Source organism: Bradyrhizobium genosp. L (assembly GCF_015624485.1).
Lineage (GTDB): Bacteria > Pseudomonadota > Alphaproteobacteria > Rhizobiales > Xanthobacteraceae > Bradyrhizobium.
Genome location: NZ_CP061378.1, coordinates 3,972,170 through 3,987,345, shown reverse-complemented (window position 1 = coordinate 3,987,345; position 15,176 = coordinate 3,972,170). Strand labels below are relative to the sequence as shown.

Annotated in this window: 10 protein-coding genes; 5 read left to right on the top strand and 5 right to left on the bottom strand. The window is 66.7% G+C overall.

From position 1 onward, the window contains the following. Entirely contained in the window at positions 1–2,109 is a 2,109-nt protein-coding gene (gene recG, locus IC762_RS18750; protein ID WP_195783749.1) for an ATP-dependent DNA helicase RecG, read from the bottom strand. 213 nt (positions 2,110–2,322) lie between these two features. On the opposite strand from recG, the gene IC762_RS18745 reads away from it, so the two are divergent. After that, entirely contained in the window at positions 2,323–2,613 is a 291-nt protein-coding gene (locus IC762_RS18745; RefSeq protein ID WP_195783748.1) for a succinate dehydrogenase assembly factor 2, read from the top strand. Beyond that, positions 2,610–6,128 (top strand): transcription-repair coupling factor, encoded by a 3,519-nt coding sequence (gene mfd, locus IC762_RS18740; protein ID WP_195783747.1) that lies wholly within the window; start codon positions 2,610–2,612, stop codon positions 6,126–6,128. Before IC762_RS18745 ends, mfd begins: the two co-directional genes overlap by 4 nt. A 130-nt stretch (positions 6,129–6,258) precedes the next feature. Here the strand turns inward: mfd and IC762_RS18735 are convergent, their stop codons facing one another. The 3 genes from IC762_RS18735 to IC762_RS18725 form a co-directional block, all read right to left on the bottom strand. Further along, positions 6,259–7,485, bottom strand: a complete 1,227-nt coding sequence (locus IC762_RS18735; RefSeq protein ID WP_195783746.1) for a GGDEF domain-containing protein — start codon at positions 7,483–7,485, stop codon at positions 6,259–6,261. A gap of 119 nt (positions 7,486–7,604) precedes the next feature. Next, positions 7,605–9,113: a class I adenylate-forming enzyme family protein gene (locus tag IC762_RS18730; RefSeq protein WP_195783745.1), complete on the bottom strand. Its 1,509-nt coding sequence runs from the start codon at positions 9,111–9,113 to the stop codon at positions 7,605–7,607. Between the two features lie 50 nt (positions 9,114–9,163). Beyond that, positions 9,164–10,981 carry an extracellular solute-binding protein gene (locus IC762_RS18725; protein WP_246801083.1) on the bottom strand — a complete coding sequence of 606 codons (1,818 nt, stop codon included), beginning with the start codon at positions 10,979–10,981 and terminating at the stop codon, positions 9,164–9,166. Positions 10,982–11,272: 291 nt separating this feature from the next. Here IC762_RS18725 and IC762_RS18720 point away from each other — a divergent pair, with 291 nt between their 5' ends. Both IC762_RS18720 and IC762_RS18715 read left to right on the top strand, forming a co-directional pair. Further along, positions 11,273–12,112, top strand: coding sequence for an invasion associated locus B family protein (locus tag IC762_RS18720; protein ID WP_195783744.1), 840 nt, complete (start codon positions 11,273–11,275; stop codon positions 12,110–12,112). 371 nt (positions 12,113–12,483) lie between these two features. Continuing rightward, positions 12,484–13,758, top strand: a complete 1,275-nt coding sequence (locus IC762_RS18715; protein WP_195783743.1) for an MFS transporter — start codon at positions 12,484–12,486, stop codon at positions 13,756–13,758. An 8-nt stretch (positions 13,759–13,766) separates the two neighbouring features. Here IC762_RS18715 and hspQ read toward each other — a convergent pair whose 3' ends face one another. Next, positions 13,767–14,099, bottom strand: a complete 333-nt coding sequence (gene hspQ / locus IC762_RS18710; protein WP_195783742.1) for a heat shock protein HspQ — start codon at positions 14,097–14,099, stop codon at positions 13,767–13,769. A gap of 120 nt (positions 14,100–14,219) precedes the next feature. On the opposite strand from hspQ, the gene IC762_RS18705 reads away from it, so the two are divergent. Next, positions 14,220–15,173 carry an AEC family transporter gene (locus IC762_RS18705; RefSeq protein WP_195783741.1) on the top strand — a complete coding sequence of 318 codons (954 nt, stop codon included), beginning with the start codon at positions 14,220–14,222 and terminating at the stop codon, positions 15,171–15,173. Positions 15,174–15,176 lie beyond the last annotated feature (3 nt).

Here is a 15,176-nt window from a genome sequence, read left to right as displayed (position 1 = left end):
TCACCCAGCCCCGATCAGCGGCACGGCTTCGTCGCGTTCGTAGAGGTAAAGCAGGCAGCGCAGGGCTTCGCCGCGCTCGCCTTTCAGCTTCGGATTGTCCTTCATGATGCGCAGCACTTCGTCGCGGGCTTGCGTGATCAGCTGGGCGTGCACCTCGGAGCGGGCGATGCGGTAGCCGGGCAGGCCGCTCTGGCGGATGCCGAGCACGTCGCCTTCGCCGCGCAGCTTCAGATCCTCCTCGGCGATCCTGAATCCGTCCGTGGTCTCGCGGATCACTTTCAGCCGTGCCTTCGACATCTCGCCGAGCGGCTCCTTGTAGAGCAACAGGCAGGTCGAGGCCTCCGAGCCGCGGCCGATACGGCCGCGCAGCTGGTGCAGTTGCGAAAGCCCGAAGCGCTCGGCGTTCTCGATCACCATGATGGTCGCGGCCGGCACGTCGACGCCGACCTCGACCACGGTGGTGGCGACCAGCAGCCCGATCTCGTGGGCGGCGAATTGCGCCATCACGTGGTCCTTTTCGGCGCCCTTCATCTGGCCGTGGACCAGGCCGACGCGTTCGCCGAAGCGTTTTTGCAGGGACTCGAACCGCTCGGTGGCGTTGGTGAGGTGCTCGGTGCCTTCGGCCTCGGATTCATCGACCAGCGGGCAAATCCAGTAGACCAGCTTGCCGGCGGCGACCGCGCGGCCGACGCCGTCCATGACGTCCTCGATCCGGCTCATCGGCACTGCGCGGGTGTCGATCGGCTGGCGGCCGGCGGGCTTTTCGCGCAGCTCCGAGACGTCCATGTCGCCGAAATAGGTCAGCACCAGCGTGCGCGGGATTGGCGTCGCGCTCAGCACCAGCACGTCGACGGCTTCGCCCTTGGAGGTTAGTGCAAGCCGTTCGCGCACGCCGAAGCGGTGCTGCTCGTCGACCACGGCGAGCGCCAGCGCCTTGTAGATCACGTCGTCCTGGATCAGCGCGTGGGTGCCGACGAGGAGATCGATCTCGCCGGCTTCAAGCCGCGTCAGCAACTCGCGGCGCTCCTTGCCTTTCTCGCGGCCGGTGAGGATTGCGACGCTCAATCCGGCGCGCTCGGCCAGCGGGGCGATGGTCTTGATGTGCTGGCGCGCGAGGATTTCCGTCGGCGCCATCAGCGCGGCCTGCTTGCCGGCTTCGGTGACCGCTGCGGCGGCGAGCAGCGCCACCACGGTCTTGCCGGAGCCGACGTCACCCTGCACGAGGCGCAGCATGCGCACCGGCTGGCGCAAATCCTCGGTGATCGCGGCAACCGCGTCCTGCTGCGACTTGGTCAGCGCGTAGGGCAGGGCATCGATGATCCTGTTGCGCAGATGGCCGTCGCCGGCGTTGCGGACGCCGGCGGGCCGGCGCAGCGTGGCCCGGATCAGCGCCAGCGCGAGCTGCCCGGCGAGCAATTCGTCGAACGCCAGGCGCGACCAGAACGGGCCGTCGGGCAAGATGTCCGTCAGCTCGACCGGCACATGCACGCGGGTCAGCGCTTCCTTGATTGGCGGGAAGTGGCAGCGGCGCAGCACCTCGGGGCTGATCCATTCCGGCAGCTCCGGCAGCTTGGTCAGTGCCTGCGCGATGGCGCGGCGGAGCGAGCCGAGCGCGAGCCCCTCGGTCAGCGGATAGACCGGGTCGATGCCGGAGAGTTTTGCAAAAGCGGCCTCGTCGACAATCGGGTGCGGATGCACGATCTGCGGGATGCCGTCATACATCGCCAGCGTGCCGGAGACGTAGCGCTTCTCGCCGACCGGCAGCAGTTTTTCGACGAAGCCGGGCGGGCTACGGAAGAAAGTCAGCACGACGTCGCCGGTGTCGTCGCTGGCATAGACCAGATAGGGGGCGCGCGCATTGCGGGGCGGCGGTGGACGATGGCGGTCGACGGTGACCTCCAGCGTCACCACGGTTCCAACAGTGGCGTCGCGGATCTTCGGCCGGGCGCGGCGGTCGATCACGCTGGCGGGTAGATGCAGCACGAGGTCCACCAGCCGCGGCGTCTCGCTACGGCTCAGCAGATAGCGCAACAGTCTGTCCTGCTTCGGGCCGACGCCTGGCAGGGTCGTGACCGGGGCAAACAACGGATTGAGCAGGCTGGGGCGCATTCGGGAAACCTAGGACCAATCTTCACCGTCATGCCCGGCCTGGTCCCGAGCATCCACGTCTTTTGTGGCCACGACGTGGATGGCCGGGTCAAGCCCGGCCATGACGATTTGGTAGGGGTCGATGCACAACGGATACTGACATCGGCCGTCGCGGTCGCTATATCAACCCCGCCCGGCACGTCCGGGCATTTCGCGTTGGATGGATTTTGCGACATGACGGGATCGACACGGTCGAGCGATGGGCTCGATGACCGCCGCAAGCGGCTTTTGTTTCGCTGCTGGCACCGCGGCACCAGGGAGATGGACCTGATCCTGGGCCGCTTCGCGGATACGGCGATCGCCGATCTCACCGACCAGGAACTGGACGAGCTCGAGCACCTGATCGAGCTGCCGGATCCCGATCTCTATGCCGCGCTGACCGGCGACAAGGTGCTGCCGGCGGCATACGCCACCGCGTTGTTCGCCCGGATCAAGGCGTTTAGGCCGGCGGACCACGGCGCATGAAACAGCCTGCCAAGTCTCCTGCCGCGCTGCTGGCGCCGGGCCATGTGCTGACCATCGCCAATGTGGCCGAGGGTGCCGAGGGGCTCGTCATCTCGGATCTGGCGCGCGCGATCGCGGCGAAGCCGAAGCGGCCGGCCGTCAGCCTTGCCGTGGTCTGCCGCGACGGCGCGCGGATGGCTCAGCTCGCGCGCGCGTTGTCTTTCTTCGCACCCGATATCGGCGTCATGCAGATCCCGGCCTGGGACTGCCAGCCCTATGATCGGGTGTCGCCGCATGCCGGTATTCTGGCGCAGCGCCTGACCACGTTGGCGAAGCTGTCGCGGCTCGCGGGAAGCGACAAGCCGCTGATCGTGCTGACCACGGTGAACGCGGCCGTGCAGCGCGTGCCGGCGCGCGAGCAGGTCGCTTCGCAGGCGCTGTCGGTCGCCCCAGGCAATGTCGTGCCGATGGATTCAGTCGTCGCCTGGCTCGAGCACAATGGCTACACGCGCTCCTCCACGGTGCGCGAACCCGGTGAATACGCCGTGCGCGGCGGTATCCTCGATCTGTTTCCTGCCGGTCTCGAACAGCCGGTGCGCTTCGATTTCTTCGGCGATAGCCTGGAATCGATCCGCACCTTCGATGCCGAGACCCAGCGCACGCATCTCGACATGCGCGGGCTCGATCTCGTCCCGGTCTCCGAATTCCAGCTCACCACCGAAACCATCCGCCGCTTCCGCATGGGCTATGTGGCGGCGTTCGGCGCGCCGGAGCGCGACGACCAGCTCTATGAGGCCGTCTCAGAAGGCCGCCGCCATCCCGGCATGGAGCATTGGCTGCCGCTGTTCCAGGAACGGATGGACACGCTGTTCGACTATCTCGATGGCGCCACCGTCGCGATCGAGCCGCAGGGCGAGGACGCCGCGCGCGAACGCTTCACGCAGATCGCCGATTATTACGAGGCGCGCCGCGAGGCGTTGGAGCATCCCGGCGGCGGCGCGATCTACAAGCCGCTGCCGCCCGACAAGCTCTATCTAACCGAGGCCGAATGGACCAAACTGCTCGGCGAGGTGCCGCTGGCGCGGCTGACGCCGTTTGCTGTGCCGGAAGGCTCGACCGAGGTGTTCGACGCCGGTGCGCGGGCCGGCCGCAGCTTTGCGCCGGAGCGGGCCGACGGCAACGTCAACGTATTCGAGGCCGTGGTCGCCCACGTCGGCGCACTGCAAACCCAGCGCAAGAAGGTGATCATCGCGCTGTGGAGCGAGGGCTCGCGCGACCGGATGGGCGCGATGCTGCGCGACCACAAGCTGTTGAACACCACCAGCGTCAATACCTGGCGCATTGTGCAGGCGACACCGCGCAACGAGACCATGCTGGCCGTGCTCGGCATGGAAAGCGGCTTCGAGACCGACGAATTCGCCGTCATCAGCGAGCAGGACATCCTGGGCGACCGCCTGGTGCGGCCGCGCAAGGCGAGCCGCAAGCTCGACAATTTCATCTCGGAGGTGACGTCTCTCGCGACCGGCGATCTCGTCGTCCATGTCGAGCACGGCATCGGCCGCTTCGTCGGGCTGCAGACGTTGCAGGTGTCCGGCGCGCCGCATGACTGCCTCGAGCTGCATTATGCCGCCGAGACCAAACTGTTCCTGCCGGTGGAGAACATCGAGCTGCTGTCGCGCTACGGCTCCGACAGCGCCACTGCCGAGCTCGACCGTCTCGGTGGCGGCGGCTGGCAGGCGCGCAAGGCAAAACTCAAGAACCGCATCCGCGAGATCGCGGGCGAGCTGATCAAGATCGCCGCCGAGCGACAGCTGCACGAGGCGCCGAAATTCCCGCTGCAGCCGCATGTCTATGACGAGTTCTGCGCGCGCTTCCCCTATGAGGAGACCGAGGACCAGTTAGGGGCGATCACCTCGACCTTGAAAGACCTCGAGATCGGCCGTCCGATGGACCGGCTGATCTGCGGCGACGTCGGCTTCGGCAAGACCGAGGTGGCGCTGCGCGCGGCCTTTGCGGTGGCGCTGGAAGGCAAGCAGGTCGCGGTCGTGGTGCCGACGACGCTGCTGGCGCGGCAGCACTCGCGCACCTTCACCGAACGTTTCAAGGGATTCCCGGTCAATGTCGCGCAGGCCTCACGGCTGGTCTCGACCAAGGAGTTGAACCAGGTCAAGAAAGGGCTCACCGAGGGCCACGTCGACATCGTGGTCGGCACCCATGCGCTGCTCGGCAAGGCCATCAAGTTCAAAGACCTCGGGCTGCTGATCGTCGACGAAGAGCAGCATTTCGGCGTCAGCCACAAGGAGCGGCTGAAGCAGTTGCGCGCCCAGGTTCACGTGCTGACGCTGTCGGCGACGCCAATCCCGCGCACGCTGCAACTGGCGCTCACCGGCGTCCGCGAGCTCTCGATCATCGCCTCGCCCCCGGTCGATCGGCTGGCGGTGCGTACCTTCGTCGCGCCGCACGATCCCCTGATGATCCGCGAGGCGCTGCTGCGCGAGCGCTACCGCGGCGGGCAGGCGTTCTATGTCGTGCCGCGGATCGAGGACCTCGCCGGCGTCAAGGATTTCCTCGACAAGAACGTGCCGGAGATGAAGGTCGCGGTCGCCCACGGCCAGATGCCGCCGACCGTGATCGAGGACATCATGTCGGCGTTCTACGACGGCAAATACGACCTCCTGCTTTCGACCACCATCGTCGAGTCCGGCCTCGACATCCCCAACGCCAACACGCTGATCGTGCATCGTGCCGACATGTTCGGCCTCGCGCAACTGTATCAGCTGCGCGGCCGCGTCGGCCGTTCCAAGCTGCGCGCCTATGCGCTGTTCACGCTGCCGGCGCAGCAGAAGATCACGGCGCAGGCGGAGCGGCGGCTCAAGGTGCTGCAATCGCTGGAGACGCTGGGCGCCGGCTTCCAGCTCGCTTCGCACGATCTCGACATCCGCGGCGCCGGCAATCTGTTGGGCGAAGAGCAGTCCGGCCACATCAAGGAGGTCGGCTTCGAGCTCTACCAGTCGATGCTGGAGGAAGCGATCATCAACCTCAAGGCCGGCGTCGCAGAGCCCGCGGCGGACCGCTGGTCGCCTCAGATCACGATCGGCATGCCGGTGCTGATCCCCGAGGATTACGTCAACGACCTCTCGGTACGGCTGTCGCTGTATCGCCGGCTCGCCGATCTGGAGACCGACGACGAGATCGACAATTTCGCCGTCGAGATGCGCGACCGCTTCGGCGTGCTGCCCGACGAGGTGCGCTATCTGTTCAAGGTCGCCGCGATCAAGGCCTATTGCCGCCGCGCCAATGTCGAGAAGGTCGATGCCGGCCCGAAGGGCGCCGTCATCACCTTCCGCGACAACTCCTTCGCTCATCCGGATCGGCTGGTGATGTTCATTCGCCAGCACGGCCAAGCCGCCAAGGTGCGGCCGGACATGAAGGTGGTGTTCTTCCAGGACTGGGAGACGCCGGAAGAGCGTCTCGCCGGCACTACCGAGATCCTGCGGCAGCTCGCCAATCTCGCGGAGAGCAAGAAGGCGGCGTGAGGGCGTAGTCGCTCCACGTCATTGCGACTTTGTAGGGTGGGCGAAGCGAAGCGTGCCCACCCTCACGAGCACCGAGCCAGAATGGTGTGCACGTCGCTTGCGCTCCTTTGCCCACCCTACATGATCGGCATTACGACGCGGCGCGCTCCGGCGTCTGCATCAGGCGCGCCAGCAGCGATGTTGCGGAATCGCCGGACAGCAGCGCAGTCACGGTGACGGCGGGCTCGCTCCGCGTGTCGCGCCGGCCGTGGTTGGTGTGGCGCATCACGCTGGCGAGGCGCCGCGTGATCGCCTGCGCGTTGCGCAAATCGGTGCCGGCGAACGCCACGATGATCGACTGGTCGTCCAGCACCGCGCCGAAATCGGCCTGGCGCATCAGCTTGCTGATGATCCGCGCGCCGTCGAATTGCGCGCGGGGATTGGCGCTGTCGAACGAAAACTTCGCGACCGACAGCGCGCCGCCGCGCTCGGCGGTCTGGTAGACGGCGGTGGCGAAGTCGCGGTCGAATGCGACCTTGGTGAGCAGGCCGGTGCGGGCATCGATCAGGCCCTTGGCGTCGATCGCGCGCAGCATGCGGCTGAGCCGCGCCTCGAAGGCGTGCTGACGGATCATCGGCAATGCGATATCGGCGATCCGTGTCGGCCCGGCCGCGATGATTTCGAGATTGGGCAGGTCGTAGCGGTGCGTGAGCTCGCCCGAGGCGACGATCACGGGCAGAGGCCGGAAGCGGACATCCTCGGTCAGCACGGTCAGGAACGCATCCATCACCCGCGTGGTGAAGCCTTCCGACAGCACGATGCCGTCGATGTCGCGATTGGAAAGATGCTTCGCGGCGGCCTCGATGCTGAGCGCACCGACCACGCCGGCGCGTTCGCCGAGAGCGACCGACAGCGCCGGGTAGGCGCCGCCGCGGCCGATCAGCAGCATGGTCGCTTCGCCGACCGGATCGACGTCCGTGAGCGCGATCGGCGCCGGTGGCACCAGCCGCCGCATCACGGTGGCGTGCAGCGCGCGGACGCGCAGGGCGGCGTTGAGACGCGCGATCAGCCGATCCGGCTGGCCCTTGCGCTGGAAGAACGCCATCGCGGTGTCGGGCAGGGTGGTCGAGGGATCGACTGCGATCAGCGGCAGATACGGCGCGCGGGCGGCGGCACGCTTGGCGAGCATCGCCAGGGCCGCGAAATCGGCGATCTCGGCTGCCGCGAGGATCGCTGCCGGCTTCACCTGCTCGATGGCACGGCCGGCCTCGTTCCAGTCGGTGGTCACCACCGGGAACAGTTTGGTCTCATCGAGCACGGCAGCGAAGGTGGGCCTTGCGGCCGCCGTCACGATGAGCACCGGACCTTGTTGCGACATGCGAACGCTCGGAACCAAAGCAAGGGGTCAGCCAAAGGGATGAGCAATGGCCGGAATGCTAGTTCGCTTGGCTTAATGCAGCGTCAACGCAATGCTAAGACTAATGCAATGATAAGAGTTTAACCCAAGGCGCCAGCGCGGTCGCGAAACGCTTCGACCATCAAGGGGTTAAGCCCGAGTTCCGTCAGCGCGTCGCGAGCCCGGGCATTGTCCTGGGCGCGTCCGGCGAGCCGGTGGCCGCTGAGCCGGTCAGGCAAGGCCGTGAGCAACGCGCCCTGGCCCAGCCGCCGCGACCACTCCTGCAACTCCTGCGCAAGGAAGCGGTAGCCGCCGACCGTCATGACCCCCGACGGCGGTGCGGTGATGCTGATGGCGCCCGTCGCGCGGTCGGCCCGCGCGGCATATTCGGTATCAACGTAATCCCGCGGCGGCGGCGCGATCATGCTGTCGCCCGGCGGCGGCGGTGGTGCATAGGCGGCGACCGGAACCATCGGGCCGCGCAGCGCCAGCGTACCCTTTGGCGTAAGCAGGATCTCGCCGGCGACGGCCGCACCCGGGATATCCCGCGATGCGCCATGCGGACCCGGCTTGATCGCCGCCGGCGATCCATCCTCGCTGGTGCGGCGCGCGCTGAACAGGCCGGCCTCGCCGAACAGATAGACGTCGGTCAGGGACGCCCGTTGCGAGCTCCAGGCTGCGCTGGAGGCGACCTGTTCCGGCGTCCGCCAGAGGCCGACGGCCCTGTGCAGGCTCGGCAGCCGCTCCGACAGCCCGCGTTCGTCGAGCCGCAGGGCGAGCTGTGCGGGCGCGAACAGCGTGTCGCACTCATGATCCCTGAACTGGGTCTCGAACGTCTCTTCGTCGAACGGGTGATGCAGCACCAAGGTGCCGCCGGACAATAGCCAAACCACCAGCGAGGCGCAGAGGCCGGCAAACGACATCGGCGCGAACGCCGACATGATGGTGGCGCCTTGCGCGATGTCGCTCTCGAACGACATCGCGAGCCCGCCCGCGATCAGGCTGAAATGCGCGCGGGGGACGGGACGAAAGCCGTCGCTGGTGACGTCGAAGGAGATCAGGGCCGCCTTGCGGCCGTCCTGGATCACCGAGCGCTGTGTCCGTGAGTCCTGCAGGATCGCCTGATCGAGCGAGGCCATGCCTTCCGGCAGATCATCGCCGAAGCCGAACACATGGCGGATCGAGAAGGCTTCCGCGGCGGCATTCATCGCGACGTCGGCATAGGAGACGCCGTCGATCCGGCCGCAGGTGACGATCGCCCGCGCCGCGGTGCGGTTCAGCGCGGAGGTCAGTTCGGCCTGCCGCCACAACAGCGGCAGCGGCAGCACCACCAGTCCGACCCGATGCGCGGCCAGGATGGTCAGCGCGAATTCGACGGTCGTGGGCAACTGGACGGCGATCACCGAATTGGCCGGCAATCCGCTCTCGACGAAATGGGCCGCGATCGCGCCAATTGCGCGGTCGGCCTGCGCGTAGGTCAGGCGCTTGCGGGTCTGCCCGGTGATGCGCTGCTTGTTGAACGGGTCGACCAGCGCCAGCGCATCCGGTTGCCGCGCCAGGATCCGCTTGAACAGGGTATCGAGCGTGGGCGAGGAGATCGGCTGGTTCACGGGGTCAATTTCGCTTGCATTGCCGGGATCGGGTGGCTCGCTTCGATCAACTACTGGGACTGCGCGCCGGGCTTCTGCCACCAGGTCTCCGGCAGGTAGCCCGACAGCGCATCGGTCGATGGTCGTTCTATCCGATTCCAGCGTGCGATCCATTGCTCTCCCGCATTAAAGAGGGGGATAGCGTAGAAGCCCGACATCAGCGCACGATCCAGCGCCCACACCGCCGAGACGAATTCCGGCCGCTGCCGCGCCCTGAGCAGCGCCGCGATCATGGCATCGATGGCCGGGTCCTTGGCGCCCATGTAGTTGCGGGTGCCCGGGACGTCGGCGCCCTGGCTGCCCCAGTAGAAAGCCTGCTCATTGCCGGGAGACAGCGACTGGTCCCAGCGGTTGGGGATCATGTCGAAATCGTAGCCGAGCCGGCGCTGCTCGAACTGCACGGCGTCGACCACCCGCACCGTGGCGTCGATCCCGGCGCGCTTGAGGTCGCGCTGATAGGCGAGCGCGATGCGTTCATGCTCGCGCGTGGTCAGCAGGATCTCGATGGTGAGCGGCGTTCCGGTCGAACGCTGCTTCAGCGCCGTGCCGTCGAGCGCGTAGCCGGCGTCCGACAGCAGCTTCAGCGCGTCACGCAGCACGGTACGGTCGCGCCCCGAGCCGTCGGTGACGGGCAGGCGATAGCGGCCCTCGAGGATGTCGGGCGGGATATGCGACAGATACGGCTTGAGCAGATCGCGCTCGCGATCGTCGGCGGGACGGCCGTAGGCCGACAATTCCGAGCCGGCAAAAAAGCCGCCGGCGCGCGAATAGAGACCGAAATAGTAATTGCGGTTGATCCATTCGAAATCGAACAGCATCGACAGCGCCTGGCGCACCCTGACATCGGCGAATTTCGGCCGGCGGGTGTTGAACACCAGGAATTCGGACGGGTAGGGCGTGCCGAGCTTGATGGTATCGCGGATCACCTCGCCGCTTGTCGCCGCCGGGAAGTCGTAGCCGTCGTGCCAGCGCAGCGGCTCGGGCTCGGTCCGGAAGTCGTAGAGGCCGCGCTTGAAGGCCTCGAACTGGCTGTTGGCGTCGCGGTAGTAATCGAGCCTGATCTCGTCGAAATTCCACATGCCGCGGTTCACCGGCAGGTCGCGCCCCCAGTAATCGGGATTGCGGGTGAAGGTCACGCTGGTGCCGGGGTTGACCGCCGCCACCCGGTACGGGCCGGAGCCGATCGGCGGCGTCATTGTCGTCTCCTCGAATTTGGCGACGTCGGTGGCATGACGCGGCAGGACCGGCATCAGGCCGAGGATCAGCGGCAATTCGCGATCCGCCACGCCGCCGAAATCGAACCGCACCGTCAGCGGGTCGAGCACCTCGGTCTTTGCGACTTTCGAATAATACTGGTGATGCAGCGGACGGCCGTGGTCGCGCAACAGCGTCAGCGAGAACACCACGTCGTCGGCGGTGACCGGCTGCCCGTCGGAGAACCGCGCACGCGGATCGATGCGGAAGGTGACGTAGTCCCTCGCGTCGTCAGTCTCGACGCTGCGGGCCAGCAGGCCGTACAGGGTGAAGGGCTCGTCATTGTTGCGAACCATCAGGCTTTCATAGACATAGCCGCGTTCATAGGCGTAGCCGCGGAGCTGCTGCACGGCGAGGCCCCTGACGATCAGGGGATTGAGGCTGTCGAAGGTGCCTTCGCGGGGGCTCTGCACCAGGCGGCCGCCCTTGGGGGCGTCGGGATTGGCGTAGGGCAGGTGGGTAAAGTCGGGCGGCAGCGCCGGGTCGCCGTGCATGGCGATAGCGTAACTCTCGGCCGCCGCCGCAGGGGCGCTTCCCGTTGCCATCAGCGCAAGCGCGAGCGACAGGCAGGCCATCGCGCGGCGTCCGAGCCGCGCTGCAACGGTTGCGTGAGGCGCCGGATTTGATTCGCGAAACGTCACACGAGAGCTTTATCACAGGCGGCCACAACTCGCCGCGAGATGCGCGCAAACCTGCTTGCCACCATTGATCTTTCCGCGCGCCGCTGTATTGAAGGCGGGCAATTGAACGGGCGGAAATGCCTGTCACGTATCCGCCTCAATTGACTAGGAGACAGCCGCCCAAACGGCTATGTGTCGGCGCCTGCAGCGGTTTCGGGCGCTGCCGTTCAGAAAGGGTTTTCCGCAATGAATTTCCGTACCTTGGCCGCTCCGGTCCGGCCGCGTGGGCGGGTTACCGCCCTGATGGCGGCGACGGCCCTGTCCGCAGCGCTCCTGGTTCCTGCTGCGCAGGCCCAGCAGCCCGCGCCTGCGGCCCCGAAGGCTGCGCCCAGGGCGGCACCGAAGGCAGCTCCGAGGGCGCCGGCACCGGCCGCCCAGCAGGCCGCTCCTCCGGCAGCGGCTCCGCCGGCCGCCGGCGCTCCGGCCGCCGCGGCTGGGCAGCCGCCTGCACAGGATCAGCAGATCCAGCTGATCTACGCGCCCTGGACCAAGTTCTGCCTGAAGGGCCAGGAAGCCAATGCCAAGCAGGTTTGCTTCACCGGCAAGGACGGCCGCATCGAATCCGGTCAACCGGTGATTGCCGCCGTGATCATCGAGCCGGAAGGCGAGCCGAAGAAGATTCTCCGCGTGACGCTGCCGCTCGGCATGCAGCTCGTCCACGGCACCCGCATCATCGTCGACAACAACCCGCCGATGCAGTCGCCCTATGTGATCTGCTTCCAGAACGGCTGCATGTCGGACTATGAGGCGACCCCCGAGCTGATCAACAATCTGAAGAAGGGCCAGAACCTCGTGGTTCAGGCGATCAACGCCAATGGCGCGCCGCTGACCCTGCCGCTGCCGCTCAACGGCGAGTTCGCAAAGGCCTATGACGGCCCGCCGACCGATCCGAAGCAGTTCGAGGAAAACTCGAAGAAGCTGCAGGAAGAATTGCAGAAGCGCGCCGAAGAGCAGCGCAAGAAGCTCGAAGCGGCCGGCCAGGGTGGCGCGGCGCCGGCGGCTCCGGCCAACCCGGCCGCCAAGTAAGCGCGAGCGGCGGAACAGCATCAACATCGAAGGCGCCCGTGAGGGCGCCTTTTTTGTTCCGGGAGAATCGCAGCAGAGGTGTGAGCCCGCGCCGGATTCAACCCCCGCCGCCATGCGATGGCGGGCTGGCTGATGGCAAGTTGCGGCGCTGGTGATCCCATGCTGCGTGTGCGAAAGTTTCTATAGGGCGGTTCGATCGCGCATCGCGTATCGGCGCTGCCTTATCCGGGCGCCTTGGCGTCGAAGCACAATCACAGAACCCATTCGGGAGGTCAGGCGAAAGCGCGCGACACGCGCCTTCGATGCGCGAATGCGTGCAATTGCGTGTCTCGCGAACCCTGGCCGCCGATCGCAGCCATGGAATCCGCTTGATGTCCCAGCGCCTGAACACGCAGCATCGGGAACCGGTCCCTCAGTCGTCGCAGCAGCCGGCTCGCCGCCCGTCGCTCGATACCGGCGGCCGTGTGACGCAGGACAATGCTGCCGGGGCATTTCATCCCGGTGTCGTGCATTTCGCGCTGGCGATGGGCGGCTTTGCCATCGGCATCGCCGAATTCGCCACCATGAGCCTGCTGCCGTTCTTTGCGCACGACCTCGGGGTCAGCGAACCCGCGGCCGGCCATGCCATCAGTGCCTACGCGCTCGGCGTCGTCGTCGGTGCGCCCGTCATCGCCGTGCTGTCGGCGCGTGTCGCGCGGCGCACGCTCTTGATCGCGCTGATGGGCTTCTTCGCGCTGATGAACGGCCTCTCTGGCCTCGCGCCTGATTATCACACCATGCTGGCGCTGCGCTTCCTCGCGGGTTTGCCGCACGGCGCCTATTTCGGCATCGCGATGCTGGTCGCGGCCTCGCTCGTCCCGGTCGACAAGCGCACCGCAGCCGTCGGCCGCGTGCTGCTCGGCCTGACCATCGCGACGACGATCGGTGTCCCGCTCGCCAACGGGGTCGGGCAGGCGATCGGCTGGCGCTGGGCGTTCGCGATCGTCGCCGCGCTTGCGCTGTTGACCGCCATTCTCGTTGCGATCTTCGCGCCGCGCGACGCCGCCAATACCGGCGCGAGCCCGTTGCGCGAGCTGTCCGCGCTCGGCCGCAAGCACGTCTGGCTGACGCTGGCGATTGGCGCCGTCGGCTTTGGCGGGATGTTCTCGGTCTACACTTATCTGGCCTCAACCATGATGGCGGTGACGCACACCTCGCCGGCGCTGGTGCCGGTGGCGCTCTGCGTGTTCGGCATCGGGTTGACCGCCGGCAACATCATCGTGCCGCGTTTCGCCGACCGCGCGCTGATGAGGACGGCCGGCGGACTGTTGCTGTGGTCGGCGGCGATGCTGGCGCTGTATCCGCTGGCGGCTGCGAATTTCTGGACGCTGATCGGTGACGTGTTCCTGATCGGGCTCGGCGGTGCGCTCGCGACGGTGCTGCAGACCCGGCTGATGGACGTGGCCGGCGAGGCGCAGAGCCTTGCCGCCTCCTTGAACCATTCCGCCTTCAACACCGCCAATGCGCTCGGGCCGTGGCTCGGCGGCATGGCGGTTGCCGCGGGTTATGGCTGGACGTCGACCGGCCTGGTCGGTGCGGGACTGGCGCTGGCGGGGTTCGTGGTCTGGGCGATCGCGGCGTCGCTGGGCGCGCGGGAAGGCGTGTGAGCCGCCGTTCAGTTCAGCGACGGATTGCGCGGACGGTAACCGCCCGACTTGTCCTTCACGAAGATCTCGGCCACCTGGGAGTGTCGGATCGGCTCGCCGGACTCGTCGGGCAACAGGTTCTGCTCGGAGACATAGGCGACGTACTCGGTCTCCGAGTTCTCCGCGAGCAGGTGGTAGAACGGCTGATCCTTGTGCGGCCGGATGTTCTCGGGAATCGACAGCCACCACTCCTCGGTGTTGTTGAATTCCGGATCGATGTCGAAGATCACGCCACGGAACGAGAACACCCGGTGACGGACGATCTGCCCTATCTGAAACTTGGCGGTGCGCGCTTTGATCATGTTCCGTCGATAGACCATCGGCGTGGCCGATGCTAGGGGCAGGGTGGCGAATTAACCCGCGGTTTACCGATTCTAGCCGGTCAACTGCGTCCGGAATACGGCCGAGAAATCACTTTCAGAATGCTTGATATCCTCAATTTGGCGCTGCCGTATTTCGGTCTGATCTTCATCGGCTATATCTGCGGCAAGGTGAAGGGGCTGCCCGAGAGCGGGCTCGCCTGGATGAACTTTTTCTTGCTCTACGTGTCGCTGCCGGCGCTGCTGTTCGGCATCATGTCGAAGACACCTTTTGCGGAGCTGAACAATCCGCCGTTCCTGATCGCGACCACGCTTGGAACCGTGACCGCGTTCTTCCTGGCGATGCTCACCGGCAGACTGATGGGCCGGCTGTCGCTGCGCGAGGCGACGCTTGCGGGGCTGTCCGGCGCCTACGGCAATATCGGCTATATGGGGCCGGGGCTGGCGCTGGCCGTGCTCGGTGCCAAGGCGGCGGCGCCGACCGCGCTGATCTTTTGCTGCGACAGCATCTTCCTGTTCTCGATCGTGCCGCTGCTAATCGAGCTGACCGATCGCGACCATCTCTCGCTGCTGCATGCGCTCGGCGTGGTGGCACGGCAGATCGTGCAGAACCCGCTGATCATGTCGGCGGTGTTCGGCGCGCTGGTCGCCGCGCTGCACATTCCGCTGCCGGTCGCGCTCGACCGCACCATCCAGTTCCTGGAGAACGCGGCGGCGCCGATGGCGCTGTTCGTGCTCGGCGTCACGGTGGCGCTGCGGCCGTTCCAGCGGGTGCCGTGGGAAGTGCCCGGCGTGATCGCGATCAAGCTTTTGATCCATCCGCTGCTGGCGTTCGGCCTGATGCTGCTGTTCGGCCCGTTCGCGCAACCGTGGGCGGCGACCGCGGTGCTGATGGCCTCGCTGCCGCCGGCGCTGAACGTGTTCGTGATCGCACGGCAGAACAACACCTGGATCGAGCCGGCCTCGGTCGCGGTGCTGATCGGCACCTTCGCTTCCGTGATCACGTTGACCGGCGTGATGTGGCTGCTGCAGACCGGGCGGCTGGTGTTTCCTTGAGAG